The sequence below is a fragment of the Salibacterium sp. K-3 genome (assembly GCF_054052005.1).
Window position 1 is genome coordinate 404,589 of record NZ_JBSVZE010000002.1, and the last position, 25,339, is coordinate 429,927.

The window sequence follows — 25,339 nt, forward strand, 5'->3', positions numbered from 1 at the left end:
TCCGACATGAATGAAACGATGCATAATCAGCAGCATGAACTTGCTTCTCTCATCCAACACCATTCCAATCATGACGGCGTTCATTCGACCTCGGTTCCTTCCTTATCTGTCATCCGCGAATCCATGAAGACCGAACCCATCCCAAGAGTAAATGAAACGTCCTTCTGTATTATCGTCCAGGGGGAAAAAGAGGTATTTTTAGGAGAAGAACGCTTCACGTACGGCTCCTCCCACTATATTGTGTCATCGGTGGACCTGCCGGTGACCGGACAAGTGGTTCAGGCTTCTCCCACCCGGCCTTATCTGGCGGTCAAGCTTGAATTCACCCCGGAACAGATTCTGGACGTATTAAGTGAGGCAGAGATTCAGGCAGGACAGAAGAAAAATCCGAAACGCGCGATGTATGTCAGCAGAATGGACCCCGCTATACTGGATTCCATCACCCGCCTCACACGGCTTCTGGACCATCCGGAACAAGTTCAGATGCTCGCGCCGCTGTACAAAAAAGAACTTCTTTACCGGATTGTACAGGGACCGCTGGGGGCGGCGCTGGAACAGATGGCTGTGGAAGGGAGCAAAGGCAGCCGCATCCGGGATGTAATCGATCATATCATCCATCATTATGACCATTCATTTCACATCGAGGAGCTTGCAGAGCAGGCAAACATGAGTCCGGCGTCGTTTCACCGGCATTTTAAAGAGGTCACAGCGATGAGCCCGATTCAGTTTCAGAAACAGTTAAGGCTGCAGGAAGCAAGAAGGAGACTGGCGGCGGATGGCTCTGATATCACGGAAACCGCCTTTCTGGTGGGCTATGAAAGCCAGTCGCAGTTCAGCCGGGAATACTCCCGAATGTTCGGTCTTCCACCGAGAGAGGACCTTCGTCAGATGAGAAAGTAACTCGATGCGGCATCCTCATCGTATAAAGGCTGGCCCATTCTTGAGACAGCCCCTCTTCTAACCGGCTACATATCCCCCGTCGATCACCAGCTCCGATCCCGTCATAAATTTTGACTCATCCGAAGCCAGATACAACGCGCCGTACGCTATATCTTTCGGTTCTCCTAAATAGGGAAGCGGGGTCTTCTCATGAATCATGGAGTGAAGCTCCTCGTTTTCCAGAAGACCTTCTATCATTGGTGTTTCCACAAAACCGGGATGGATCGAGTTCACTCTGATTCTGTTTTCTGCATACGTCCACGCGGCATTTTTCGTCAGTGAGCGTACCGCTCCTTTTGCAGCCGTATAGACCGTGGAACTGCTGGACCCGACCAGCCCGGCGATCGAAGAAACGTTCACAATGGAGCCGGGATTCCCGTTTTCGAGCATACTGTTCACGACATACCGCATGCCGAGATAAACTCCTGTGGCATTGACGTTCATCACGGTTTCCCATTCTTCCAGCGTAACATGGTGAACTTCGCGGTTTTTGCTCGTGATCCCCGCATTATTCACAAGGATGTCTATTTGGCCGAAGTGTTCCATCGTTTGATGGACAACGTCCTCCCAGCTTTGTTCAGACGTGACATCCAGAGATACCGCTATGACCCGCCCGTCGTTTCCTTTCATCTGCTTCACTTTGTTCTGGAGCACATTCAGCTGAATATCGGCAGCCACCACGACCGCCCCTTCTTCGGCAAATAACGCTGCCATTGCTTCCCCCATGCCGCTGGCGGCTCCTGTAATAACAGCCGTCTTTCCTTTCAGTCTGTTCATATGTCAACTCCTCTGCTTCTTCCTCCTAAGATTGAAAACATCATCCGCGCACGCCCTGAAGGCTGAGAATCTCTCTTGCTTCATCCGGTGTGGCAATCTCCCGGTCGTATTCCCGGGCTAAACGGACGATCCGCTCTACAAACTGGGCGTTGCTTTCGGCCAGTTCGCCTTTCCGGTAATACACGTTATCTTCCATTCCAACACGAACATGGCCGCCCATGACGATGCCCATCATATTCATTGCCAGCTGGTGCTTTCCGATCCCGATCACCGACCAGGTCGAATCACTTGGAATACTGTTTTTTAAATACAACAGATTATCAGGCGCGGCCGTCATACCGCCCGGTACCCCCAGCACAAACTGGAAATGAAACGGCGGCTCAATGAGGCCCTTTTTGGCCAGCATTAATGCATTGTTGATCATTCCGGTATCAAACACTTCAATCTCCGGTTTCACCCTGTATTTCTGCATATTGGTTGAAAGCTTTTCCAGAAAAGGCGGGGAATTCTCAAAAACGGCATTTCCAAAGTTGATGGTGCCCGCGTCCAGGGATGCCAATTCAGGCCGGAGTTCACATACTCTCAGCCGGTCTTCTTCTTTTAAATACAGGCCGCCAGAAGAAGTGAGATTAATAACGATATCACATTTGGCCTGAATCCGATCCACCGTCTCCCGGAATTTTTCAATATCCATCGTAGGATTTCCTTCGTCGTCCCTGACGTGAATATGGGCGATGGACGCCCCGGCTTTATACGCCTCATAGACATCATCAGCAATTTCTGCGGGGGTGATCGGAAGATTCGGCGAGTTCTCTTTTGTTGTTACGGCTCCGGTTGTGGCTACAGTGATGATTAGTTTTTCCATGATGCATCCTCCTCTTTCTTTCTACACATTCGAAACATTTATTCTACTTTTGCCTGATCCGGTTCTTCTGCTTTTATCAATTCACTTTTCTGGACATCATTTACGGTTTGCTGCGTGGATGAGCTGACATCTGCATGGAAGTAAGGCTCATAGGCTTCCTTCGGTGGTTTTTTCGTAAGAAACACGGCTATGACCACCCCTGCCAGGGAAGCGATTAACGCGAGCAGTAAAGGGTTGGTGGAACCGGCAATTTGAGCGATCATGTAGGCAAAAAAGCCGATAAGCATGGAAACGTAAGCTCCCGCACGGTTCATCCGCTTCCAGTACAGCCCCAGGATAACGACGGCGAAAAATACCGCGCCGAACCCGCCGTATACATAGGTGTATCCCATCGCCAGAAACCAGGGCGGTTCAATCGCGCTGATAACGGCAAATACCGCAATGACAAACATGCTGATCCGCAGGTTGATATTAAACTTCTTTTCTTTGACCGTTTTTTTGGAGAAAATGTTCAAGTACACGTCGTAATAAACGGACGTCGCACAGTGCAGGAGCATGGAATTCGCCGACGACACAGCGGCCGCGCATAACGCCACCAATGTGAAAGCTCCGACAATTGGAGGTGTATACTGCTGTACAATAACTGGTATAATGTAGTCAGTGGTCTGGTCTGCAGGTAAACTCGGAATTAATGCCTTTGCCCCTAACCCCATAATTATCAAAGGGACAAAGATCGCGATTAATACGAGGATGGATCCCATAATCTGCAGAACGGCCACTTTTACGTTTTTAGGCGCCAGCATTCTGGTCACCCAGTGCGGTGACACGATGGAACCAACAGCGTTGGACATAAATATGGCAAATAATGCACCCATCCCGAATGTCCCCACCGGTGATACCATCGATCCTTCCGGAATACTCTCTCCACCGGCATTTACCGGGCTGGTCGTTTCCGAAATCGCACTCATGATATTTTCCCAGCCCCCGGTCGCAGCGAGAACCGAGCCTCCTCCTAAAATGACACCTGTCACAATTAATACCGTATTTAATGTATCGGTGGCAGCCACTGACCAAAATCCTCCGATACTCGTGAACAACAGGAAGATCAAAAAGGCAAATATCGCGTATTTATAATCGATGCCGGTAATGGTGGAAAACACAATGCCGAACCCGGCCACCTGAAGATGAACAAAGAGAAAGTACCCGATAAACATGAAAATTCCCACGATACTCCGTAAGTGGCTCACCTTTCTGAATGGTTCAAATCTCATATGAATATATTCCGGAAATGTCCGTGCCGGTGTTTTCGGCCTTCGTATTTTGTACGCCACAACAGGGATCAGCCCGGTTGCCAGAAACCAGCCGGCCACCCACCCGATAATGGCGGATACTCCGTTACTGTACAGGTAACCGGGAACTCCCATGACAGACGCCACACTGACCCAGGTTGCCGTGGTCGTTCCTATCCCGAGCAAAAGACCCATCCGGTGGCCGCCGGTGGTAAAATCCGACATCGATTCAGCCTGCTTCAGACTCTGTATCGAGGCCCATATGACAAAGGCAATGTAGAAGCCAAGAACGATTAAGTATGCCATCTCCTTCCATCCTCCCTTTCTGGTTCATATTTAAATAAACTTCCTGTCGCTCCCCACCGTTTCACGCCGTGTTTTTCGATCCTCCAGCATAAATAAGTGCCGAGAACCAGCGAGAAAATAATGATAATCACCCAGATCAATAATGGTATAAACATCCTTTCACCCCCTTTATTGAATTAATTGGATGCGCTTACATATTTGCCTGCAAACTCACGAAATACGGCCATATTCTCGTGGAAATCCGGTGCATTCCCGGTTTTCTCCGCTTCCCGGACGAGCCGGCAGACGAGCTCATTAAACGGGGTGGGCACCCCGGATTCCCGGCCTTTTTTTACGACATAACCATTAATGTAATCAATTTCTGATTTTTTTCCTTTTTTCAGGTCCTGCAGCATGCTCGAACGAAGATTGGCATGCGGACCCCAGACGGCCTCATAAATGTCCATCTTATCCGCCGGCTGCTCTCCTCTTTTCAACTCCAGCATTTCAAAATCTTTCCCCTGCATTTTTTCCAGCTTTACCTGCCGGGCCCGCGCGACTCTGACCGTTTCATCGGCAATGTTTGCCACACACATCATCCCAACCTCGTCGTGAAGGATGTCGCCGAACGTACAATCAAGCGCTGCGGACATGCCACTGAACGTCGTATTCATTAATAATTTGGACCATCTCACCCCCTGAATATTGGTCGAAATGTCGCAGTTTCCGATCGTTTCCAACACACGCTGCACTTCCTGGATCCGGCTGCTCCTTTTACCATGTAATTCGCCGATTTCAAACGCGTATTTTTTTACAACGTCCGGCTCCGTCGTCAACTCCGATACTCCGGGACCCGCCCAGGTGGCGCCGAAACCGACCGCACCGCCTATCGTTCTGCCACTCCCGGCAATGTCGGCCACCTGTTCTTCGGGCACCCCGTTTTGAAGGGTACAGACGATACTGTCAGAATGGAGAAAGGGGAGCATAGATGTTAAAGACTCTTTTGTATACACCTGCTTTGTCAGTAACAGCACAAGATCATACACCCCCTCCAGCTCATCCGGATGAACGGCAGTCACAGGAATCGTTTTATCCACGCACCCCGTCAGCATCGCTCCGTGCCGGTTCAGAGCATCGACATTTTCCTGGTTCACATCGATTAAATCAACCTGGTACCCTCCTTCCTGTATCAATGCGCCGATAATGGTCCCCAGCGACCCCGCGCCTACCACTGCTATTCTCATACATTCCCACCTATCTTGTGTTTGTTTTACTGAAAACGCTGTCAAAAAACAGCTTTATTCAAGCCCGGTAAGACATTTCAGATTAAAAATCGTTAATCAGATCTTCCAGGCTGCTGCCGTAGTATTCCGTGACGGTATCCTTCAGATCATGGATGATTCGGTTCACATAAATGTCGTGACGGATGTAATTCCGCGTCGTGGATACCATGACAGGATGACTCGATACGACAGAATGAGGTGACTCATCGAGCGACTGCAGGAGAATGGCCTTTTTATCATCAACCACCACCGCAAATTCCCCCTGATGCCGCTCCAGTGCCAACGGTTCCTTACTGTGGGTGAAACTGTCCCAGGGAAGCTCCTCCTGATTATCATCAAAGATGAGGGTGACAATTTTGCGCCCCTGTTCATGGAGCTGAAACAGGGTTTCCTTCAGCTCATCGAACTCTCTTTTCCAGCAGCTGACGATCACTTTTGATTCACTTTCCAGCATAGCCGTTTTGACGACTTCGATGGAAGGCGAATACCCTTCGACGATAAATAACTCGGACCAGTGCACATCACTGTTGGATGCAACTTCCGCCAGCGAATCATCGAGAAATTCCAGGTTATCCATAAAGGAGTCCTTTTTTGTTTTCAGTAGTTCCTTATACGGCAGCGGACTGTACCGGACCTGCTTGCTGTTGCTGCCTCCGGAAACCGTAAATACCAGGCCTTTTTCTTTCATTTTCTGGAGCACGCCGTATACTTTCGGCGCCGGTACTCCTGACAATTTGGCAATAGTATTCCCATTGGAAAGCTGGTTGCTTAGTAAAGAGACGTATATCTTAGCCTCATATTCCGTCAAACCGAATTTTTTCAGCGTTTCAATGATATCTTCCACATGTCATCCCTCATTTACTACCTCAGTAGTGTATTAGATTAATTTGAATTTTACTACAATGGTAGTTAATTTGTAAAGATCTTTTATCAGGCAGCTCTGCTCAAAAAAAGTGCCCGGTATACAACAGGCACCTTCAAGGCAAAAGGGTTTGTATTCCTGCTTCGCTTTCTAGATCTTACAAATTAACCTGCTCCCATTCCGCCGTCGATACGGTACTGGCTGCCAGTGATGAAGCTGCTTTCCTCCCTTGCGAGAAACAGCACAAGATTGGCAATATCTTCGCTTTCACCGTAGCGGGCGAGTGGAATAGCCTGTGTCCGTTTTTCCCTGGCAGCCTCGGCATCCTCTGGATTGTAGCCTTTTTCCAGCGAACGCATCATACGTGTGTTCACAGGAGATGGGTGAACGGAATTGACACGTACGCTGGAGGAAGCTGCTTCGAGGGCTGCGACTTTGGTGAGTCCGACGACGCCGTGTTTGGAAGCCACATAGGGGGCAAGGCCGGGGACTCCCTCCAAACCGGATACCGAGGACATATTAATGATGCTGCCGCTTTCTTTTTCGGTCATCACAGGCAGAACGTGTTTTAATCCGAGAAACATACCGCGCACGTTTACACCCAGCACCTTATCCAGGTCTTCAACAGCCTGTTCTGTGATCGGCGCTACTCTGCCTTCTATTCCTGCGTTATTGACAAACACATCGATGGTACCGAAAGCGTCCAGTGTCTTTTGAACATACTCCTGCACCTGGGATTCCACCGTTACGTCGGCGGTGACGGTCAGGACATCCCCCCATCTTCTCAACTCTTCTTTTGCCTCCTGCAGCGCGCTTTCATCAAGATCCACAAGACAGACATTGGCTTCTTCTTTTAAAAACAGTTCCGCGGTCTTTTTTCCGATACCGCCGCTTCCGCCTGTGATAAGTGCTGTCTTATTCTCTAAACGACCCATGGAAAAATCACTCCTTTTTCCCAGCCTTCTATTGCAACTATCATGCCAAAAATAAAAAGCGCACATATCACCCACAAAGAGGTCAACTATCACATTTGCATATGCATGACTGCACATATATGATGAAAACTAAGCATCGGAGGATCAAAGGGCAAAGGAGGAGGCGGAAAAGTAATGTATAAAACACCATACTTCCACCTGCCGGAAACGGGAGAACTAATTGATTTACTCACCAGCATTTTTGACACGTCAAACGACGGACTGTATGTTTGCGACAAAAACGGCTTCACCATGCTGTACAATGAAGCATTTCTCCAGATCTCAGGCATTCCAAAGGATTTTATGGATGCTTACAGTACGATGGAATTACACCAAATGAACGTTGTGCCTGAATCCTGTGCCGGGACCGCCATTCAGAGCCGCCAGCCCCACAGCACGATTATCGATTATTATAACGGAAAAAAAGGAGTCGTTTCTGCCACCCCCATATTCGATGAAGAGCATGATATTCTTTTCGTTGTTTCGTATATTCGGGACATCACGGAAATTAATCGGCTGCACAAAGAATTAGAGGAAACCCGGCAGATTAATATACAGTTTAGAAAGACACTGGAAGAGATACAAAACAGTTCAAAAAAAGGTCATAACTTTGTATACCGAAGTAAACATATGGAGGAGATTATCTCCACCGCAGCCAAACTCGCGAAGAATGACTCCCCTATGCTTCTGTTGGGAGAATCCGGGGTAGGAAAAGATGTTTTAGCCCATTACATACATGATAAAAGCAACAGAAAGGGACAGCTGATTAAAATAAACTGCGGTGCCATTCCTGAACACCTCCTTGAATCGGAATTATTCGGGTACGAAAAAGGAGCCTTCACCGGAGCTGCGACGTCAAAAGAAGGACTCTTTGAAACGGCCGATGATGGGACGCTGTTTCTCGATGAGATAGGAGATCTTCCCTATTCCCTGCAGGTAAAACTATTAAATGTATTACAGGACTCCAAAATAAGAAGACTAGGGGCCACGCAAACCCGGGAAGTGAATGTAAGAATCATTACAGCTACCAATACGGAGCTGGAATCGTTAGTAGAACAGAAAACATTCCGTCTCGATCTGTACTACCGACTGAATGTACTTTCCATTACTATTCCTCCTCTTCGAGACAGACAGGAGGATATTCCAGCCCTGATCTTTTCATATTTAAAAAAGCTGTCCAATAAATACAAGGTGGAAAAACGGATATCCAATGAGGCGTTAGAGAAGTGTCTGGAATACTCGTGGCCGGGAAATGGGAGAGAGGTGGAAAATATAGTGGAACGAACATACCATATGTGTGAGAATACGATTATTACTGTGGAGGACCTGCCATCCTTCATTCAACATACAGAAACAGAAACATTCACTGAACATGAATCTCCTGTGTTTCACGCCGGTCCTTCCATGTCACTGAAAACAGCCGTCTCTGATTTTGAAAAAAATTACATTTTCAGCGTGCTGTCCCAGTCTTCCACGCTTCAGGAATGCGCCGATACCCTCGGCATCCATATATCTACACTCGTGCGCAAGAAAAAAAGGTGGGAAACATAATTCTTTACGAATCTGGTGATAAAGAGGTGGGCGTCTCAAAGGGATGGGGGTACAGTTGGGTAGAGGAGGGAAAACGTCTTTTGGGGGAAGGATCACATGTTTTTTCTTAGGAGCGGGTACTTTTTAAAAGCTGGATATCGGCTTCATGGCGGATAGACCGTTCCGACAACTTTTCCAACGTGCGCTGCTGACGGTCGATATAAACCTCAAGATTTTCGTAGTTTTCCGGAATACTCATTAACTTCATTTCCAGGCGTTTCTGCCCTTCTTTCACTTCCGTTATTTCATGTTTTAATTCCGCGCGGAAACTGCCTATTACTTCTATCAGCTCCATACGTACATTTCCTATTTCATCTTTAAATTCTGTACGCACCCCGGAAATATCCTCTTTCAGTTCTGTGCTTACACCTGTGATATCACCTTTCAGCTCTGTGCGTACTCCTGAGATATCATCTTTCAGTTCTGTACGCACGCCCCCGATATCATCTTTTAATTCCGCTCGGACACTTCCGATTTCTTCTTTCAATTCGGTTTCCATTGTCGACATGTCACTCCGGACACTCCCGATATCCCTTCTTACCACAGAAAGTTCCTCCAGAATCCGGTTCAGTTTCTCTTCCATCCTGACCCCCCCTTCTCATTCAAGTAATAACATTATAGCACATATCTTTTAGAAAAATAGAACCTCTTTTCCTACCTGCCGGAGAAGCCCGGGCCGTGCTATCATAGAATCAAGATGATTCAGTACACGGATACAAAGGACGGTCCTGCTTATGACGAAAAAACGCTGGATGCTTCTTATTCTCCTTACAGCTTCCGCAGCCATCGCGGGCAAAACTTATTACGATACGAACGTGTTCCAGACTGAACACGTCACGTTTGCGACCGAAAAACTGTCCGCAGGTGCGTCAATCCGCATGCTGCAGATCAGCGACCTGCATAACAAACAGTTCGGGGAGAATAACAAACCGCTCCTTCACGCCGCCGAAGAAGCCGATCCGGACATGATCGTCGTCACAGGGGATCTCATCGATGAAAGCACATCCAGCATGGAGCCGGTGCTCGAGCTGATGGAAAAGCTGACCGGGGTGACAGAGAAGATCTATTTTGTCACCGGCAATCACGAATGGGACAACCCGCGCACCCAATCCCTTCTCGATGGTCTTCGGGAACACGGTGTCACGATTCTGGACAACACAAATACCGAGGTGGCGGTGGATGATGCCGTGATCCATCTCGCCGGCATCGCTGACCATTACACGAACCATCACAACCTCGACCAGGCGTTTCAGGGCATGAACAGCGCGCATTACACTGTGCTGCTCTCCCACGCCCCGCTCGTCGTTGAAAATGAAGAAAGCGCCCGCGCCGACCTCGTTTTAAGCGGTCACACCCACGGCGGTCAGATCCGGTTCCCCTTCATCGGCGGACTCGTTTCTCCCGGTGAAGGCTTCTTTCCGCGATACGACAAAGGAACGTACCCGCTCGACTCCGGCAGCCGGCTCTACATCGACAGCGGCCTCGGCACGAGTGTCATACCCATTCGTTTTCTGAATCAGAGTCAGATGACCGTCGTGACGCTGGAAGGCAAAGAATAGTATCAAGCAAACGCAGAAAATGAGAAACAGAGAAGAGGTTAACGCTGTGTAGTGTTAAACGCACCCCCATTTCTTGTCTTCCACCATTGGTGAAAAATAAGGAATAAAACCCAACCCAGGATCAAACTGCAATGTAAGACAAAACCATATTGCAGTTGAACATAAGCAAGATCAATGCTGTTATCTTCATAGCCGGGCAAGTTAGTCCTCAATATATCAATATATATTCCGTCGACTGCAAAAAAAAACGACAGCTGTTATAATTCTTACAACGACGTTTTTAACTAAATACACACCAACAATAAACGAAAAAGTCGATATGAATAACAACGTTTGAATCACCATCATATCGCCCGTCGTATCCGTCACTACGGAATCTCCGATAATAATCATATAGTAAGAGAAACCTGCAACTGCAGCAGATAATCCGAATAAAAGAATAAGAACTTGAAATACCTTTTTAACCAATTGAATCCTCCTTCTTCAGACATTATCAGCACAATCTTAACATACAAATTTAACCATATATGTGTTATCATTTCCGGTGATGAATATGTTTTGAGAAGAACAGCACCCTGGAGGGGAAATCGGAGGAGTGCTTTGAAAAGAGTCATAGAAATGATTTTTGGTAAATCCGATAAAAGCAGAACATTTCTCTACATAGGATACTGGATATTTATAGCAATGTATACGGCAGTCCTTATTTCAGCTGTTCTGCAGCCCGTTCACTGGCTGACTGTCCTTTTCGCAGCCGTCTTATTTCCTTTGTTATTCCGACTCGTATACAAAGTGAACCATCTTATACTACAAAAGATAAACATGAAACGGTTTTTCATTATTGCATCGGTATTTACTCTTTATCCTCATCATTGGTGTGACAGCATTCCTGTATGTTAATGCTGACAATGTTACAGTAAATGCCAAAAGACAGATAGCAAACGGTACGGTTACTGTATCGATTGGTTCGCTGCGGGGGAGTTATGATGTAACGGAAACCGGAACGACCGGGGAAGGAATGATTTTCATTCCCTATACAGCATCGGTCGGCGAAGGAACGATCACCCTGTCCGCCGAAACAGAAGAGCAGGTGTTATGGGAACAGGAAATCTCCGAATCAAGAAACGGCACCATTCAAATCCAGGGATCGAACGTAGACGACACGTTTGATATACAAGTGACTGCAGAAAAAGCGAATGACGTTTCTATTAAGCTGAACGGCTCTTAAATCAAATGTCTTAAATGCTATATGATCGATAAAACGCGCCGAGGGGGGAAGGGATGATGAAACATTTTAAAAATAAACGCTACTGGATATTGATGCCCCCATTTTTTATCGTCACAGCTTCCATCCTGCTATTTCTCCCAGGCAAATACAGCGACTATGCGATGGTTACTATCATCGCATACTCTATGACATTAACGATCTGGAATTATGCTGCCAAAAGAAAAGAACAGAAATAGATAGAGATAATTGTTTCATCACTTTATACAACGCAATTGCCGCTTCTGTGCCCCCAGGCTGATGAACGGCAGGATTGTTAATAATTACCGCTTCATAGATGTTACAATAATATGGAAATGAATCTTTATCAGAGGAGCGGAATATCATGACAGCACAAATTCCTTTTCAGCAAGTAGACGTGTTCACAAATACTCCATTCAAAGGCAATCCTGTTGCTGTGGTGCTTGATGGAAATGATCTATCAACAGATAAAATGCAGGCAATAGCCAATTGGACGAATTTGTCAGAAACGACTTTTGTGTGTACACCGACAAATGCAGAAGCAGATTATAAACTGCGCATTTTCACTCCGAATAGTGAGCTGCCTTTTGCCGGCCATCCTACTTTGGGTTCCGCTTATGCTATTTTAAAAAATGGTCTTAAACCTAAGCAGCCTGGGCGTTTGATACAGGAATGCGGAACCGGATTGGTTTCCATTCTATTTGATGAGGATACAATGTTTTTTGAGCTGCCCGAATCCGACATAACCTCCATCGATCGCGGAGACATGGATGAGCTGGCCGATGCGTTAGGTACCGCAACAGACAATGTGAAAGCAGGTCTGACGATTGATGTGGGGGCGGTTTGGATGACGTTACACCTCCTAGATGCTGATATCGTGCGAAATGTACGCCCGAACCTGGAGAAACTGGCATCTTTGACTCCCGCAGGTGTCACAGGTGTCACGGTTTTCGGAACAACATCGGGGCATTCCGATACCGATTTTGAAGTACGGTCCTTCGCGCCTTCTGAAGGCGTACCCGAAGACCCTGTATGCGGCAGTGGCAATGGCTGTGTTGCAACGATGATCAGACAGTTGCAGCTTTTAGATGAACCAGTTTATGTTACTGGTCAAGGGCATTGTGTAGGACGAGACGGCCGGGTGGAAGTTCGTTATCAGGAAGACGGAAAGATACTGGTTGGGGGAAATGCAGTAACCGGTGTAGAGGGCCGGATCAATCTCTAAGTGAGTTAATAACATCATTTGGCGGTCTCCGCCGGGGATTCCTGTACAACATGCTCATGCGTTTTCCGTGGGATCAGCCGGCGGATTTCTCCGTGCTTGAAAAATGACAAAACAGATTGTTCAACGATTTGAAAGAAAAAATGGTGTGGAGGTGCAATAGAGGCTCAAAAGCGGCTTTTCTTCGATAAGGGGTATCTTCCTCAAGATGCAGTGGAGGATCAAATATACGTTCTGAAGAAAAAAAGAAAACTAGGAGCGGGCGCTTTTTAAAAACTGGATATCGGCTTCATGACGGATTGAACGCTCCGATAACTTTTCCATCGTACGCTGCTGACGTCCGATATAGACCTCAAGATTTTCATAGTTCTCTGGAATACTCATTAATTTCTTTTCAAGCCGGGCCTGTCCTTCTATTAATTCCGTGCGCACACTGCCTATATCTTCTTTTAATTCCATACGCACATTTCCTAAGTCTTCTTTTAGTTCCGTATGAACATTCTGTATATCTTCTTTTAATTCTGTATAAACATTCCCCATGTCTGCTTTTAATTCCATGCGTACATTTCCTATATCTTCTTTTAGTTCCGCATGAACATTCCCGATGCCTGCTTTCAGTCCAGTTTCCATGCCGCTCATTTCATTACGGACATTCCCCAATTCCACATGCATGAAATCGTTCATCTGTTCGATCTTTTGATCGGTAGATACCATTTGGGATTTCATCTCGGAAAGTTCCTGTAGAATTTTGTTCAACGTCTCTTCCAACACTCCAACCCCCTTCCTTTTTGAATAGCTTCATTATATCATAAGCATTTCGCAAATCTACAAACGCTTTTCGACAAACACCGGAGTGGTGTACCAGTTACTCTGCTATCAGTCATCCTCTACCAATCGTGCCACGTCGGCTCCGCACGTTTTACAACTTCCTTCCAGCAGCACACCATGCTCTTCATCTTTCAGCTCAATGTCCACCATCGTCGTTTCTCCGCAGTTAGCGCAGAACACATTCTGGATAAGTCGCTGCTGCGTGTCTTTTGGAATCCGGGACCATTTCTGATAAGCGGAAAAATCATGTGTTGACAAAATTTACCTCCTATTGTTGACAGGAATCATGATACATCTCTGCATACTATACCATTCCTGCGAAGGTATGGATATCCCTGCCTGTAAATACAATCAGGATTTATTAAGACGCCCATGTCCACAAGCACGGAAAACAGCCTACGAACATTGATATCATCTGCAAACCGCACCTAGATAAACATGCCTCCTTCGGGAATCTCCCATGTTGCAGCATCTGTTACTCTAACCATCATTATCTCTTGGATATGGATAGGAGAAACACCCATCCTTCTAACGATGGCGGGCGGTGTTATTGTTTTAGCCGGCTTTTCCCTTGCTGCTTTGTACAAAGAGAGAAACAATAGATGATTCATCAATGATTCGGCTTTATCTGAAGCAGCATGCTCCTGGTCGTATTTGCGTGCACCGGCTGCCAATAGGATGATACCTGCAATAAGAAAAGGCGGGTAAAGATAAAAGATAGTGAATGCCGCAAGTAGTGATAGGTTACGTATGTTTATTTCCCTCTTTATTTGAAGGGGTTTTTCATTACATTGTGCCGATTATTGATCCGGAAACGCTGGAGCTCATAAAAACAGGCTGTCTCGTATTAAGCACCGCACCAGCAGCGGTGGCGTGGCGGTGTGTGTATAAGGGACTGTGGATACGACGGGAAAAAACGTCTGTCGTTACTCTCGTTTCGTTCATCCGCCTGGCATCTGGGATCGTCGCTTCCACTCCGATTGGTGACCTATGTTGTGATAGAATATTCTAACATTCACAGTCGACACCACTGCCCTCGTTGGATGAGGCTGCTTCTGATAATCCTGACGTCCGGAAGTCGAGTGTTTTCCAAGCTGCCAACCCTCCATATAATTCCTTTGCATCAAAACCATTTTCAAGCAACAAGACAGCAGCTTTGGAAGCAAGGGTACACCAAGTATCCCAACAATATACTACAATCGTTTTATCCCTGGGAAGTTCCGGCATTCTGTCTTGTAATTCGTTTAAAGGAATAACCACCGCACCTTCTACTATCTCTTTCCTAACTGCGGCAGGCCCTACTCTTACATCAACCAGAACATAATTCCCGGGGTGTTCTTTTTTAACATTGCGGTATTCCATCGGACTCATGTTTGCTTCCAACCTTGCTTTAAAATAATCAAGTCGATTCATTCTTTTCCCCCTTCTGTATGGTTTCCCACACCTTTAATAAAATTGACTTTAGCTCTCTCTGCTCCTTATCTGTAAGACCTACAAGCACAGCCAATTCCGTTTTTTCAAGATAGCTGCGCCCAACTTCTAACTTTTCCCGACCTTGTTCTGTTGTTGTTAACCCAAAGGATCTCCTGTCCTTTGGGTTCCTTAATCGTTGAACACATTGAATGTTTTCCAGATAATCAATTTGTGACACTATGGTTGTTCGATCAATGTGCAGCGCTTCTCCTACTTGTTTTTGTAATGAATTGGGATGTTCCTCAAGGTACTGAAGAATCCCAAATTGTCTGGTATTCAATTTCAAAGGTGAAAGTATCTCTATAAATCGTGATTCCATTTCTTCTGCTGCTTTTGCAAGTAAAAAACCATATGACGTTTGAAGGAACAAAATAGACACCATCTTTAATCAGTTATTTATATAATCAGTTTAACTGATTATATTTAGAAGTCAACCATTTCCTCTATAGTCCAATTAAAAAGGACGCACTATTCAATTAGCACGCCCATTTCCAGAGGAATCCTTTTCATTGTCTAAAGTCTGCATTAAAGTGTAAAAATAAGCTGCGTCCCCCGTATTAAAGTAGTTATACCACGCCTCAAGGGTATCTTCAGAAAATACATCTAATTTCTTCAATACAATTCTAGCGAAAAGTAAACCACCTGCTGAACTACCTGTAATCTTGCTTTCACGTCTTTATAATATTGCCCCCTTTATAACTCCGATGTTGCATAATTACTAACAGGAATATCCAATAGAATGAATATTTTACTTTGAAGCTTGCATATCTCCTTAGGCAATCATCAACTCTTTTTCTAGAGTTTGCAGAGGTACGCCCTTTTGGGCTTTCTGATAAACATAGAACAGGAGGGAACGACGCCGTTCCTTGTTAGCCCGCCAGTAATCCTGTAGAGAATTCCTGCTGATAATGCTGCACGATGAACGTATAGGCAAGTTGAAGCACCAGCATGTAAAAGAAGCCGTAGGCTCCATTCATCGTTATTACCCATTGATGAGCGTAAACAGGTTTTCCTTGTTTATGATCAAAGGGATAGGAAACTCCTTCTGTTAGTTCCAGAGCCTGTGACAAGGCTTGGTTTTCGGACAGAGGAGGAGGGAGATGACGCGGAGAGAGAAGAAGACATTCTCTTCTCAAATTTCTTTTTCTAATACCGAACCTGGAGAACGGTGGCATCTTTCTGGGTTGCACACCACTGGGGGACGCTCAGGCCGCTTTCCTGAAATTCTGCAATACGGCGGCGCCATTTTTTCCGATATTCAATCGGATTCAAAAGCTGTACCTCCTTTTCTCCTTGATATTAGGTATAGTTTGGCAGAATCTCCAATGAAGAAAAAGGTGGGTTCTATTTGACGCTTACGAAGAATTCAGCGTTTCGATTTAAGAACAGTAGCGGAATTGGAAAGGATTACCGGAAATTGTCCGTTCTCAGAGAAGCCATGTCTGTGACAAAAGGTATCAGCAGTAGAAAAAAATCTATACGTTGCTTTATTACTCAATCCTCTTTCACAGGAAGGGATTGAACGATTAAGCAGTTGTAAGAATGAAAATAAAATATATCTAATCGAGGGCAGAGTACCTTTTATATCATAGTATTCGAAAATCCAAGCTGATGGAAAGTATAAGATATCTCCCTCCCCTATCCACTATACTGCCCATCGAGTATTGTATTCTTGCTCTCCCATTCCCAAAGACTTACATATCACTTATATCCGGGGTATACTATGCCCATGGAGGTGATTTTATAGCAACTAACAGGAAACAACCACGGAAGAACGTGCAGAAAGAGTTCAAATTCGATGAAAAAAAAGACCAAGAAATTTGGCAAGCGATTATACAAAATGATTCGACTTTCGATGGGACCTTTTTTTACGCTGTCGAAACCACTGGTATATTTTGTCGACCTTCATGTAAATCAAGGGTCCCGAACAAAGAAAACGTACGAATTTTTAAAAATGCTCAAGAAGCACTATCAGAACATTTTCGCCCCTGTAAACGGTGTAGACCGGATGGTATACAACTACCGGATGAGGAATGGATTGCGCAAATAGTGAAATGGATTGATCCCCACTATAGTGAACCCTTGACACTTGATAAGCTTGCAGAGCTTTTCCATGGTAGTCCTTATCATCTACATCGAACATTCAAGCGTATCAAGGGAATTACGGTTGCCGAATATGTACAACAGATGAGAATTTCTGAGGCCATGAAATCTCTCTCTTCTAACAACCAAACAGTTAGGGATATTGCCGTTTCGGTAGGTATTCCAAATGCTGCCCATTTTGCAACATTATTTCAACAAAAAATCGGTCTTACACCTACCGAATATCGTCAAAGAACCAAATCGAAGAAAAGAAAATCTGATGGGGGTGATTAGCATGAGACAAGATCATAATCAAATTGTGTATTGGACTATTTTCTTTCATCAATCATGGCATATGTATATGGGGGCAACTTGTAATGGATTATGCTATGTCGGATCTCCAATCCAATCATTTGATGAATTGGAAAGATGGGTTGATAACCAACTTCCGGGCTATGATTTACTCCAGGATGATTCACAATTAAAGCCCTATACGTCCCAATTCAAAGAGTTTTTTGAAAAACAACGTACAGACTTCGAGTTGTCCATTGATCTTCACGGCTCGCCGTTTCAACGATCAGTCTGGCGTGTAGTAAATAATATTCCTTACGGACAAACGTTTTCTTATTCGGATGTAGCGAAACATATGCAAAAGCCCAATTCGGTTCGTGCTGTGAGTAAAGCAATAAGCGCCAATCCTGTTCTTATTGCGATACCTTGCCATCGTGTCATAGGCAAAAATGACAGGTTGATAGGATACCGAGGTGGTCTCGAAATGAAAGCGAAATTACTACGGTTGGAAGATGATGAAGGGATTATGACAGAAAGAATTCAAAAGTTTAGTTGAGTCGCGAAATAGAATATTTTTCTGAATCTGACCATTTTGAATGAGCATGAGTTATAGAGATATCCAAATTGAACTGACATCTGGATAATTGTAAAGGTAATCTTGACAAATTTGTTAGTATATTGCTAGAAAAAAATAACAATTAACTAATATCAAAATCTCGAGTATGAAGGAAGTGCCAAATATGCATAAAACCATTGAACCTAACATTCTGTATTTTGGAACACCTGTCGTTCTTATCAGCACATTAAACGAAAACGGATCAGCAAATCTTGCTCCTATGTCTTCCGCATGGTGGCTTAATCAGTCATGCATGCTTGGAATGAGTTCCAAATCACAAACCATCCAAAACTTGCAACGGGAACAAGAGTGTGTCTTAAACCTACCATCTTCTGAGCTTGTTAGTGCTGTTGATCTATTAGCACTGCTTACAGGGAAAAATCCAGTCCCTGAATCAAAGGAGAAGATAGGATATCGCTATGAACCCAATAAATTTAGTGCGTGCGAACTTACCCCGGTTTCGTCAGATTTGGTAAATGCACCACTCGTTAAAGAATGTCCTGTTCAGTTAGAAGCTCAATTTGTAAAAACCCATTCCTTTGAAGAACCCAGTTCTTTGGTAGCCACCGAGGTAAGGATACTAAGAGTTCACATTGATGAGGAGCTTCTGATGGGTGAAGAGAAAAACTATATCAATCCCGAGGAGTGGAAACCGCTGATTATGAACTTTTGTGAGTTCTTCAGTCTAGGTTCAAAAATACACCCTTCTACATTGGCTAAACCTTTTATGGACGCACATTATAACAATTAAGTGCTTTTACAATAAACGAGTCTTCAAATGCGTTCTTTATTCCGTGAAAGCGAGAAAAACTAGGGCAGCAATGACAGCTGGGTAGTGAAAAACCCCATCCTTTTTAGAGTCGCCTCTCTTACTTAATTTACAGGACTGACAACTCTCTTTTTTTGCCCGCTAGTCATTTTTCGATAAAATCAAAAGATCTTTACCACAAAGTTCTATACTATTTTTAACCGTCTGTCCATTTAGTAAATTTCTTTTTTCTTCATTACCTATTTCTATGACTCTTTTTTCATTGGAATGGTTTAATATGAAATACATTCTAGTGTTATTCTTTTCTCTTACTGTAACTTCAACATCATCCACTGGAGGAAGACTGGGTTCTATATTCTTTTCCTGTGCCAGCTTTAACACTAATTCTGAAATAAAATCAGCATCTGCACTGGATCCTATATACCACGCTTCTCCTCTTCCATAATTATTCTTCGTTACAACTGGTGTTCCGGCATAAAAGTCTTCCCCATAATCTGCCACAGTCTCAGCTTCGTTAACACGAATAATATCATACAGTATATTACAGGTATATTCCTTTTTGCTAAATCCTTCCTTGTTTTTTAAAACAATTGTATTACTCTCCTCAGGAGGTAAAGCGTCAATTTCTTCCACCCATATCCCAAGCAGGTCTTTCAATTCCCCAGGGTATCCACCAGTGACCACTATATCATTTTCATTAACAATTCCACTGAAAAAGGTTGTAATGAACGTACCGCCGTCAGCTGTGAATCGTTTTAGTTTATCAGCAAAACCCTCTTTCACCATATAAAGAACGGGAGCAACAACTATATCATATGCACTTAAATCTTCTGATGGACTTATTAAGTCGACGGAGATATTTTGTTGAAAGAAAGCAGCGTAATAATTGTGAATTTCTTCCACATAATCCAGGGCAACTGTGGGGCCGCTTGATAACTCTATAGCCCAGCGATTTTCCCAATCAAAGACTATAGCTGCTTTGGATGTTATTGTAGAATCTATGATTTGGTCTGATAATTGGTAAAGTTCTTCTCCAAGTGCTGCTGTTTCTTTAAAAACACGCGTATTGTCATGACCTGCATGTTCAATGACAGCCCCGTGATATTTTTCCGTGGCCCCAATGGAACGTCTTAATTGAAAAAACATAACCGTATCTGCACCGTGGGCTACAGCTTGATAACTCCAGAGACGCATAACCCCCGGCCGCTTCAGGGAATTATATGGCTGCCAGTTCTGTTGGCTTGGTGTTTGTTCCATGAGCATGAAGGGTTGACCGCTTTTTAATCCTCTCATTAAGTCATGTGTCATAGCAGTCATACTGACCGGCGTATCGATGGAAGGATAATTATCCCAGGATATAATATCTAAATAGGGAGCCCATTTGAAATAATCCAATTCTGGATATAACCCCATAAAATTAGTAGTAATAGGAGTTTCAGAATCATGTTTTCTGATCGAATTGTATTCTGTTTGATAACTGGCTAAAAGACTATCCGACTGAAAGCGTCGATAATCCAGAGAAATTCCTTGGAAGTCAGAAATTTGTCCTTCTGTTTCCTCACTAAGATCATTAGGTGGAACAATTTCATCCCACTCATAAAAAGTATGTCCCCAAAACCTCGTGTTCCATGCTTTATTTAGAGTTGGCAGTTCTTTGTACTTTTCTTTCAGCCATACCCTGAAGTTTTTAGCACAATTTTCACAATAGCAGTATCCACCATATTCATTTGAAACGTGCCACATTAACACAGCCGGATGGTCCTTGTAACGTTCTGAAAGTTTCTCAGCCATTCGACCTGCAAACTTATTGTAAGTTGGACTGTTCGGACAAGAATTGTGTCTGCCGCCGAACTTTCTTTTCCTTCCGTAAAAATCCACCCGTAAAATATCTGGATATTTTTTGGCCATCCATGCCGGGTGTGCCGCAGTACTTGTAGCTAGACAAGTGTAAATTCCATTTTCATATAATTTATTCATGATCTCATCGAGCCACTCAAAGTTATAAGTAATTTCATCTGGTTGATTCAATGCCCAGGAGAAAACATTGAGTGTCGCCACATCAATCCCTGCCAATTTAAACATGCGGATATCTTCCGGCCAAATATCTTTTTCCCATTGTTCAGGATTGTAGTCTCCTCCGAACCAAATTTTAGATAATTGTTTTTTCACATCTCTCTCCCCTTTTCTTTAAAATGATAGAGAGCGCCCAGCATTCCTGCATCATTTTTGTGTTTACATGTTTCTATTGTCGTTGAAACATATTGCCACCATTCCAACTCTTCTATTCGCCGCATAATTTCTTGTTCTAACCCCTTCTGCTCGCTCACTCCGCCTCCGATTAATATTTTTTCTGGATTCAAAACAGCGGTGAGATTAAATATTCCGTGAGCCATTCTCCGCAGCCAATGATCCAGTAAATCATGTACCTTTGCATCGGTTTTTGCCTTTTCAAAGATTTCTTCCCCATCTATAGGAGTTTCTTCTGATATTTCAAGTATTTCTTTATATTCTTTTATCAAACTTTTCATAGAAGCATTCTCATGTAAATTTTTATTATTCCCTTCCGTTACCATGTATCCAAACTCTCCGCCTCTGAAGCTTGCACCGTGCCAAATGCTTCCATTGAGAAAAATGCCTCCCCCGATTCCGGTGCCTACGGTAAAGCATATAAAACTTTTACAATCTACTGCATTTCCATTAAATTTTTCCGCCAGGGCAGCACAATTTCCGTCATTCTCTATTTCTACTTTAATAGGAAAATGTTCTTCCATCATCGTTTTTAGGTTTTTTCCATTTAACTCTTTTATTGCTCCCGCAAATTCAGAGTATCCTGTTTCTGTATCAATGAAACCCGGCATACTAATAGCAATCCCATCTATTGCATACTTACGTAGATATACGTTAATAACTGAAAAAAGATCAGATTTAAAAATTAGAAATTCTTCAATATTTGTTTTATAACTTGATTTTTCCAAAAAAATGCCGTCTTCTTTTACAACACCGTGTTTCGTTGTCGTTCCTCCAAAATCGAAAACAATATATTGTTTCATCTCTGTCACCCTCAGTTATTCTATTAAGTTTTCTCCATTATTTTCTATAACGGATTTATACCAATAAAAGCTTTTTTTCTTTATTCTTCGTAGATCTTTTTCACTATCTTCATCCCGATTGATATAAACAAAGCCGTATCTTTTTTGATACCCGTTCAGCCAACTCAACAAATCCGTGAAAGACCAAGTGCAGTACCCCAACAATTCTACCCCATCGGTAATAGCTTCCTGACATTGTTTTAAATGTGATTCAATATAAGCAATTCTGTAATCATCGTTAATGGTGTCCCCTTTTTCAAGCTCATCAAATGCTCCTAATCCATTTTCCGTAATTAATACCGGGAGACCATAACGGCTCGTTATTCTTCTTAGAGCGATACGAAGACCCATTGGATCGATTTCCCAATCCCAGTTTGTGGTGTCTAAATATGTATTCCTTTTTCTTTTGTATAACCCCTTCACTCCGCTTTCCGTAAAGTTTCCTTTTTTGCCATCATGATTTTCTTTCGCTCCTTCTAATACGCCATCAGCATTTTTCTCGTATGCTCCCGTTTGATAATAATTCATCCCCATGAAATCGGGTTTTCCTTCCGCCAGCAATTCCATATCGTCTTCTTTTATTTCAGGAGCAAGCCCTCTTTCCTCTAAATATCTCCAAGCCGCCCCCGGATATTTGCCGAAGCAGTAAATATCCATCCACCAATGATTTTCAAATTCTTCCGCATTTTCCGCGGCAAGAACGGATTCAGGATGACAGCTGTATGGATAAGCAGGTCCATAGGCAAAGCTGGGCCCTATCTTCCCATCAGAAACATAAGACTTAAATGATTTAATAGCTTTTGCATTGGCAAGGTTGGCAATATGATTGGCCTGATACATTCTTTTTTTGTCTTGAACACCTGGTGGGTGAGATCCTTCTAAATATCCATGGCTGATAAAAATATTCTGCTCATTTAATGTGATCCAGGTTTTCACCCTGTCCCCAAATCTTTTATACAAAGTTATGCAATAGTTATTAAAATCTTCAATAATGTTCCTGGATTCCCATCCCCCGTATTCTTTCTGAAGGGCCTCGGGCAAATCCCAATGATAAACAGTAATAATGGGAGTGATATTATGCTTTATTAACTCATCAATAAGATTGTTGTAAAAAGCAATTCCTTGTTCATTCATTTCCCCACGTCCCTCAGGATAGATTCTGCTCCATGCAATGGAAAAACGATAAGCTTTAAGCCCCATCTCCCCCATTAATGCCACGTCTTCTTTGAAGTGATTATAATGGTCAACAGCAACATCACCATTTGTCCCTTTATACGTTTTCCCGGGAATTTTGGTAAAGCTGTCCCAAACAGAAGGACCCTTTGCATCCTGGTCCCATCCTCCTTCCATTTGGTATGCAGCGGAAGCGGAGCCCCATAAAAAATTCTCCGGAAAACGTTCTAATTTTGTATGAATCAATGACATCATCTCCTATATATTACAGTATTACTTTTATTGTTTAACGGCTCCAGCCACACCTTCTATGAAGTACCGCTGCATTAATATGAAAACAATAATTACCGGCAAAAGAGAAATGGTTGCGCCGGCAGCCATGCCTGACCAATCGGTCGAATGCTGTCCCACAAAGTTCTGCATGCCTACCGCGAGTGTTCTTAATTCTGGTTTTGAAATAGTAAGAACGGTTGGAATTAAAAACGAACTCCATGTCCAGATGAACTGCATAATAACTGTTGTCGCTATAATTGGCTTAGCAAGAGGCAGCATAACCCGGTAAAAGGTGCGGACAAAACCACAGCCATCCATGATTGCCGCTTCTTCTAATTCCTTTGGCATTGTTGCAAAATAAGAAGTGAACAACAGAATAAATAAAGTGTGCGCACCTGAAGCCTCTGCCACAATGACCCCTGCCAATGAGTTAGTCATCCCCAGCTGTTCTACTAATTGGTATAAAGGAATAATTGTATATCCTTTTGGGATAAACATGACACCAACCACAGCAATTATCACGGCTTTTCTTCCCGGAAAATCAACTCTGCCTAATGCGTATCCTGTTAATGCTGATAAGATGACAACGATGGCAACTGTGGCCACTGTCATAATAACGGTGTTCATAAAATAACCGCTGAAACTGGCATCAATCCAAGCTCTTGCATAGTTTTCCCAATTTAATGATTGTGGCAGCGGATTATTAGACATGATAAATTCATTATTGGATTTTACCGAAGCCAGTACCATCCAAATAAATGGATAAACCCAAATAAAACCACAAATCAGTAACAAAGCATGAATCAAGTATTTAACGGTCTTGTTTGTAATAATCATCTATTTCACCCTTCCCGCGGCCTGTTTATTATTTTTTCTCTGAGTGAGCATATTCAACCCGCCAATAATAATGCTGATAATGAGAGTGAAAATCCCCAGCATTACACCAGCAGCTGAAGCATATCCCATTCTGGAAATAGTGCCATCTGCACCTCCACCAAAAGCGTAATTAAAGACATATAGATCCAGTGTTTCTGTTGAATTGTAAGGATCTCCGTTGGTCAGCGTTTTGACCAAGTCAAACGCATGCATCCCGTTTACTATCGATAACAATAGTATTACTGCTAAAATAGGTTTTAACAATGGCAGCGTTACATGAAACAGGGTTCTCCAAAACCCAGCTCCGTCCAATTGAGCGGATTCATATAATTCCGTGGGTATGGACTGCAGCCCCGAAAGCCAGTAAATCATATTCATTCCGAGACTTTTCCAGGCTCCCACAGCAATTAATATAAGCATGGCTAAAAAAGAATCACTGAGCCAGGGAACAGGCTGCTGGACGATGCCAATCGTTTGGATGGTTTGATTCACCAGACCATTTACACCAAAGATGTTGTTCATAATGACACCAATAATAGCCGTTGTGGTAACCACCGGCAAAAAATAGATTGTTTTGTAAAAAGCTTTTCCCTTGAACTGTTTTGTATTTAAAATAATAGCCAATATTAAAGAAACACCAACGGCAATGATGGTGATACCAAACACATAGTAAATGGTGTGTAAAAAAGAACCCCAAAAACGGGGAGTTTGAAACAGTTCAACATAGTTTGACAACCCTACAAAATCATCAAGCGGACTTGCTCCATCCCATGAATAAAAAGAGTACACATAACTCATTATTATAGGGTAAAGCGATAGACCAAAGAAAACGATGGTCTGAGGCATGAGAAACACTACAGCCCATCGATTCCTTGATTTAGTCAAATTTGTTTTACTCGTTTTTGACGCAGCCATACTTTCATCCCCCTTTTCAAAAAGGAAGTGGGGACGGATGCTTTGAAAATGCAGTCTCGCCCCATT

The 25,339-nt window shown here is 43.7% G+C and carries 30 protein-coding genes; 11 read left to right on the top strand and 19 right to left on the bottom strand.

Features of this window, described 5'->3' with window-relative positions:
- The first annotated feature begins 6 nt into the window (after nucleotides 1–6).
- Nucleotides 7–900, top strand: coding sequence for an AraC family transcriptional regulator N-terminal domain-containing protein (locus ACW9JV_RS14180; RefSeq protein WP_457335549.1), 894 nt, complete (start codon nucleotides 7–9; stop codon nucleotides 898–900).
- Nucleotides 901–957: 57 nt separating this feature from the next.
- On the opposite strand, the gene ACW9JV_RS14185 is transcribed toward ACW9JV_RS14180, so the two are convergent.
- The 7 genes from ACW9JV_RS14185 to ACW9JV_RS14215 form a co-directional block, all read right to left on the bottom strand.
- A complete protein-coding gene (locus ACW9JV_RS14185; RefSeq protein ID WP_457335551.1) occupies nucleotides 958–1,716 on the bottom strand; it encodes an SDR family NAD(P)-dependent oxidoreductase in 759 nt (252 codons plus the stop codon).
- Nucleotides 1,717–1,756: 40 nt separating this feature from the next.
- Nucleotides 1,757–2,581, bottom strand: a complete 825-nt coding sequence (gene kce, locus ACW9JV_RS14190; RefSeq protein ID WP_457335553.1) for a 3-keto-5-aminohexanoate cleavage enzyme — start codon at nucleotides 2,579–2,581, stop codon at nucleotides 1,757–1,759.
- A 38-nt stretch (nucleotides 2,582–2,619) separates the two neighbouring features.
- Nucleotides 2,620–4,176 (bottom strand): sodium:solute symporter family protein, encoded by a 1,557-nt coding sequence (locus ACW9JV_RS14195; protein ID WP_457335555.1) that lies wholly within the window; start codon nucleotides 4,174–4,176, stop codon nucleotides 2,620–2,622.
- Complete coding sequence (locus ACW9JV_RS14200; RefSeq protein ID WP_457335557.1) at nucleotides 4,164–4,331, bottom strand: hypothetical protein; 168 nt, start codon at nucleotides 4,329–4,331, stop codon at nucleotides 4,164–4,166. Before ACW9JV_RS14200 ends, ACW9JV_RS14195 begins: the two co-directional genes overlap by 13 nt.
- A gap of 21 nt (nucleotides 4,332–4,352) precedes the next feature.
- Entirely contained in the window at nucleotides 4,353–5,399 is a 1,047-nt protein-coding gene (locus tag ACW9JV_RS14205) for a ketopantoate reductase family protein (RefSeq protein ID WP_457335559.1), read from the bottom strand.
- 82 nt (nucleotides 5,400–5,481) lie between these two features.
- Nucleotides 5,482–6,282, bottom strand: coding sequence for a TrmB family transcriptional regulator (locus ACW9JV_RS14210; protein ID WP_457335561.1), 801 nt, complete (start codon nucleotides 6,280–6,282; stop codon nucleotides 5,482–5,484).
- Between the two features lie 182 nt (nucleotides 6,283–6,464).
- Nucleotides 6,465–7,235 carry an SDR family NAD(P)-dependent oxidoreductase gene (locus ACW9JV_RS14215; protein WP_457335563.1) on the bottom strand — a complete coding sequence of 257 codons (771 nt, stop codon included), beginning with the start codon at nucleotides 7,233–7,235 and terminating at the stop codon, nucleotides 6,465–6,467.
- A 174-nt stretch (nucleotides 7,236–7,409) separates the two neighbouring features.
- On the opposite strand from ACW9JV_RS14215, the gene ACW9JV_RS14220 reads away from it, so the two are divergent.
- Complete coding sequence (locus ACW9JV_RS14220) at nucleotides 7,410–8,825, top strand: sigma-54 interaction domain-containing protein (RefSeq protein ID WP_457335565.1); 1,416 nt, start codon at nucleotides 7,410–7,412, stop codon at nucleotides 8,823–8,825.
- 106 nt (nucleotides 8,826–8,931) lie between these two features.
- Here ACW9JV_RS14220 and ACW9JV_RS14225 read toward each other — a convergent pair whose 3' ends face one another.
- Nucleotides 8,932–9,447 carry a hypothetical protein gene (locus ACW9JV_RS14225; RefSeq protein WP_457335567.1) on the bottom strand — a complete coding sequence of 172 codons (516 nt, stop codon included), beginning with the start codon at nucleotides 9,445–9,447 and terminating at the stop codon, nucleotides 8,932–8,934.
- A gap of 151 nt (nucleotides 9,448–9,598) precedes the next feature.
- Here ACW9JV_RS14225 and ACW9JV_RS14230 point away from each other — a divergent pair, with 151 nt between their 5' ends.
- Nucleotides 9,599–10,423 (top strand): metallophosphoesterase, encoded by an 825-nt coding sequence (locus ACW9JV_RS14230; protein WP_457335569.1) that lies wholly within the window; start codon nucleotides 9,599–9,601, stop codon nucleotides 10,421–10,423.
- 216 nt (nucleotides 10,424–10,639) lie between these two features.
- Here the strand turns inward: ACW9JV_RS14230 and ACW9JV_RS14235 are convergent, their stop codons facing one another.
- Complete coding sequence (locus ACW9JV_RS14235) at nucleotides 10,640–10,891, bottom strand: hypothetical protein (protein WP_457335571.1); 252 nt, start codon at nucleotides 10,889–10,891, stop codon at nucleotides 10,640–10,642.
- Nucleotides 10,892–11,261: 370 nt separating this feature from the next.
- On the opposite strand from ACW9JV_RS14235, the gene ACW9JV_RS14240 reads away from it, so the two are divergent.
- From ACW9JV_RS14240 to ACW9JV_RS14250, 3 genes are all read left to right on the top strand, one after another.
- Nucleotides 11,262–11,648 (top strand): hypothetical protein, encoded by a 387-nt coding sequence (locus tag ACW9JV_RS14240; protein ID WP_457335573.1) that lies wholly within the window; start codon nucleotides 11,262–11,264, stop codon nucleotides 11,646–11,648.
- A gap of 53 nt (nucleotides 11,649–11,701) precedes the next feature.
- Nucleotides 11,702–11,884, top strand: a complete 183-nt coding sequence (locus tag ACW9JV_RS14245; RefSeq protein ID WP_457335575.1) for a hypothetical protein — start codon at nucleotides 11,702–11,704, stop codon at nucleotides 11,882–11,884.
- A gap of 146 nt (nucleotides 11,885–12,030) precedes the next feature.
- The gene (locus tag ACW9JV_RS14250) at nucleotides 12,031–12,891 is read left to right on the top strand and encodes a PhzF family phenazine biosynthesis protein (RefSeq protein ID WP_457335577.1); all 861 of its coding nucleotides are present in this window, start codon (nucleotides 12,031–12,033) and stop codon (nucleotides 12,889–12,891) included.
- A 249-nt stretch (nucleotides 12,892–13,140) separates the two neighbouring features.
- Here ACW9JV_RS14250 and ACW9JV_RS14255 read toward each other — a convergent pair whose 3' ends face one another.
- The 3 genes from ACW9JV_RS14255 to ACW9JV_RS14265 all read right to left on the bottom strand — a co-directional run bounded on the left by ACW9JV_RS14255 (nucleotide 13,141) and on the right by ACW9JV_RS14265 (nucleotide 14,390).
- Nucleotides 13,141–13,656 carry a hypothetical protein gene (locus tag ACW9JV_RS14255; RefSeq protein ID WP_457335579.1) on the bottom strand — a complete coding sequence of 172 codons (516 nt, stop codon included), beginning with the start codon at nucleotides 13,654–13,656 and terminating at the stop codon, nucleotides 13,141–13,143.
- 108 nt (nucleotides 13,657–13,764) lie between these two features.
- Nucleotides 13,765–13,974, bottom strand: coding sequence for a hypothetical protein (locus ACW9JV_RS14260; RefSeq protein WP_457335581.1), 210 nt, complete (start codon nucleotides 13,972–13,974; stop codon nucleotides 13,765–13,767).
- A gap of 170 nt (nucleotides 13,975–14,144) precedes the next feature.
- On the bottom strand, nucleotides 14,145–14,390 hold the full coding sequence (locus ACW9JV_RS14265; protein WP_457335583.1) for a hypothetical protein: 246 nt from the start codon (nucleotides 14,388–14,390) through the stop codon (nucleotides 14,145–14,147).
- A 50-nt stretch (nucleotides 14,391–14,440) separates the two neighbouring features.
- Between ACW9JV_RS14265 and ACW9JV_RS14270 the strand changes: the two genes are divergently transcribed.
- Entirely contained in the window at nucleotides 14,441–14,728 is a 288-nt protein-coding gene (locus ACW9JV_RS14270; protein ID WP_457335585.1) for a hypothetical protein, read from the top strand.
- Here the strand turns inward: ACW9JV_RS14270 and ACW9JV_RS14275 are convergent.
- Together ACW9JV_RS14275 and ACW9JV_RS14280 are read right to left on the bottom strand one after the other, a co-directional pair.
- Nucleotides 14,725–15,129 (bottom strand): rhodanese-like domain-containing protein, encoded by a 405-nt coding sequence (locus ACW9JV_RS14275; protein ID WP_457335587.1) that lies wholly within the window; start codon nucleotides 15,127–15,129, stop codon nucleotides 14,725–14,727. The genes ACW9JV_RS14270 and ACW9JV_RS14275 overlap by 4 nt on opposite strands.
- Entirely contained in the window at nucleotides 15,116–15,559 is a 444-nt protein-coding gene (locus ACW9JV_RS14280; protein WP_457335589.1) for a MarR family winged helix-turn-helix transcriptional regulator, read from the bottom strand. The genes ACW9JV_RS14275 and ACW9JV_RS14280 overlap by 14 nt, the downstream gene beginning before the upstream one ends.
- Before the next feature lie 730 nt (nucleotides 15,560–16,289).
- Between ACW9JV_RS14280 and ACW9JV_RS14285 the strand changes: the two genes are divergently transcribed.
- From ACW9JV_RS14285 to ACW9JV_RS14300, 4 genes are all read left to right on the top strand, one after another.
- Complete coding sequence (locus ACW9JV_RS14285) at nucleotides 16,290–16,541, top strand: hypothetical protein (protein ID WP_457335591.1); 252 nt, start codon at nucleotides 16,290–16,292, stop codon at nucleotides 16,539–16,541.
- 424 nt (nucleotides 16,542–16,965) lie between these two features.
- A complete protein-coding gene (locus ACW9JV_RS14290) occupies nucleotides 16,966–17,565 on the top strand; it encodes a bifunctional transcriptional activator/DNA repair enzyme AdaA (protein WP_457335593.1) in 600 nt (199 codons plus the stop codon).
- Nucleotide 17,566: 1 nt separating this feature from the next.
- Nucleotides 17,567–18,118 carry a methylated-DNA--[protein]-cysteine S-methyltransferase gene (locus tag ACW9JV_RS14295; RefSeq protein WP_457335595.1) on the top strand — a complete coding sequence of 184 codons (552 nt, stop codon included), beginning with the start codon at nucleotides 17,567–17,569 and terminating at the stop codon, nucleotides 18,116–18,118.
- Nucleotides 18,119–18,302: 184 nt separating this feature from the next.
- The gene (locus ACW9JV_RS14300) at nucleotides 18,303–18,929 is read left to right on the top strand and encodes a flavin reductase family protein (RefSeq protein WP_457335597.1); all 627 of its coding nucleotides are present in this window, start codon (nucleotides 18,303–18,305) and stop codon (nucleotides 18,927–18,929) included.
- 159 nt (nucleotides 18,930–19,088) lie between these two features.
- Here ACW9JV_RS14300 and ACW9JV_RS14305 read toward each other — a convergent pair whose 3' ends face one another.
- Genes ACW9JV_RS14305 through ACW9JV_RS14325 form a run of 5 tightly spaced genes read right to left on the bottom strand, consistent with a single transcriptional unit; the run spans nucleotide 19,089 to nucleotide 25,273 of the window.
- Nucleotides 19,089–21,116: a beta-galactosidase gene (locus tag ACW9JV_RS14305; RefSeq protein WP_457335600.1), complete on the bottom strand. Its 2,028-nt coding sequence runs from the start codon at nucleotides 21,114–21,116 to the stop codon at nucleotides 19,089–19,091.
- A complete protein-coding gene (locus tag ACW9JV_RS14310; protein WP_457335602.1) occupies nucleotides 21,113–21,997 on the bottom strand; it encodes an ROK family protein in 885 nt (294 codons plus the stop codon). Before ACW9JV_RS14310 ends, ACW9JV_RS14305 begins: the two co-directional genes overlap by 4 nt.
- A gap of 15 nt (nucleotides 21,998–22,012) precedes the next feature.
- Nucleotides 22,013–23,455 carry a glycoside hydrolase family 1 protein gene (locus tag ACW9JV_RS14315; RefSeq protein WP_457335604.1) on the bottom strand — a complete coding sequence of 481 codons (1,443 nt, stop codon included), beginning with the start codon at nucleotides 23,453–23,455 and terminating at the stop codon, nucleotides 22,013–22,015.
- Between the two features lie 33 nt (nucleotides 23,456–23,488).
- Nucleotides 23,489–24,319 (bottom strand): carbohydrate ABC transporter permease, encoded by an 831-nt coding sequence (locus ACW9JV_RS14320; protein ID WP_457335606.1) that lies wholly within the window; start codon nucleotides 24,317–24,319, stop codon nucleotides 23,489–23,491.
- On the bottom strand, nucleotides 24,320–25,273 hold the full coding sequence (locus ACW9JV_RS14325; protein ID WP_457335608.1) for a carbohydrate ABC transporter permease: 954 nt from the start codon (nucleotides 25,271–25,273) through the stop codon (nucleotides 24,320–24,322).
- Nucleotides 25,274–25,339 lie beyond the last annotated feature (66 nt).

What these genes read in the sequence shown, in the direction of transcription:
- ACW9JV_RS14180 (WP_457335549.1), top strand. Translation starts at nt 7, where the DNA reads ATGAATGAAACGATGCATAATCAGCAGCATGAACTTGCTTCTCTCATC.
- ACW9JV_RS14185 (WP_457335551.1), bottom strand. Translation starts at nt 1,716, where the DNA reads ATGAACAGACTGAAAGGAAAGACGGCTGTTATTACAGGAGCCGCCAGC.
- kce (WP_457335553.1), bottom strand. Translation starts at nt 2,581, where the DNA reads ATGGAAAAACTAATCATCACTGTAGCCACAACCGGAGCCGTAACAACA.
- ACW9JV_RS14195 (WP_457335555.1), bottom strand. Translation starts at nt 4,176, where the DNA reads ATGGCATACTTAATCGTTCTTGGCTTCTACATTGCCTTTGTCATATGG.
- ACW9JV_RS14200 (WP_457335557.1), bottom strand. Translation starts at nt 4,331, where the DNA reads ATGTTTATACCATTATTGATCTGGGTGATTATCATTATTTTCTCGCTG.
- ACW9JV_RS14205 (WP_457335559.1), bottom strand. Translation starts at nt 5,399, where the DNA reads ATGAGAATAGCAGTGGTAGGCGCGGGGTCGCTGGGGACCATTATCGGC.
- ACW9JV_RS14215 (WP_457335563.1), bottom strand. Translation starts at nt 7,235, where the DNA reads ATGGGTCGTTTAGAGAATAAGACAGCACTTATCACAGGCGGAAGCGGC.
- ACW9JV_RS14220 (WP_457335565.1), top strand. Translation starts at nt 7,410, where the DNA reads ATGTATAAAACACCATACTTCCACCTGCCGGAAACGGGAGAACTAATT.
- ACW9JV_RS14225 (WP_457335567.1), bottom strand. Translation starts at nt 9,447, where the DNA reads ATGGAAGAGAAACTGAACCGGATTCTGGAGGAACTTTCTGTGGTAAGA.
- ACW9JV_RS14230 (WP_457335569.1), top strand. Translation starts at nt 9,599, where the DNA reads ATGACGAAAAAACGCTGGATGCTTCTTATTCTCCTTACAGCTTCCGCA.
- ACW9JV_RS14245 (WP_457335575.1), top strand. Translation starts at nt 11,702, where the DNA reads ATGATGAAACATTTTAAAAATAAACGCTACTGGATATTGATGCCCCCA.
- ACW9JV_RS14250 (WP_457335577.1), top strand. Translation starts at nt 12,031, where the DNA reads ATGACAGCACAAATTCCTTTTCAGCAAGTAGACGTGTTCACAAATACT.
- ACW9JV_RS14270 (WP_457335585.1), top strand. Translation starts at nt 14,441, where the DNA reads ATGCCGCAAGTAGTGATAGGTTACGTATGTTTATTTCCCTCTTTATTT.
- ACW9JV_RS14275 (WP_457335587.1), bottom strand. Translation starts at nt 15,129, where the DNA reads ATGAATCGACTTGATTATTTTAAAGCAAGGTTGGAAGCAAACATGAGT.
- ACW9JV_RS14285 (WP_457335591.1), top strand. Translation starts at nt 16,290, where the DNA reads ATGACGCGGAGAGAGAAGAAGACATTCTCTTCTCAAATTTCTTTTTCT.
- ACW9JV_RS14295 (WP_457335595.1), top strand. Translation starts at nt 17,567, where the DNA reads ATGAGACAAGATCATAATCAAATTGTGTATTGGACTATTTTCTTTCAT.
- ACW9JV_RS14300 (WP_457335597.1), top strand. Translation starts at nt 18,303, where the DNA reads ATGCATAAAACCATTGAACCTAACATTCTGTATTTTGGAACACCTGTC.
- ACW9JV_RS14310 (WP_457335602.1), bottom strand. Translation starts at nt 21,997, where the DNA reads ATGAAACAATATATTGTTTTCGATTTTGGAGGAACGACAACGAAACAC.
- ACW9JV_RS14320 (WP_457335606.1), bottom strand. Translation starts at nt 24,319, where the DNA reads ATGATTATTACAAACAAGACCGTTAAATACTTGATTCATGCTTTGTTA.
- ACW9JV_RS14325 (WP_457335608.1), bottom strand. Translation starts at nt 25,273, where the DNA reads ATGGCTGCGTCAAAAACGAGTAAAACAAATTTGACTAAATCAAGGAAT.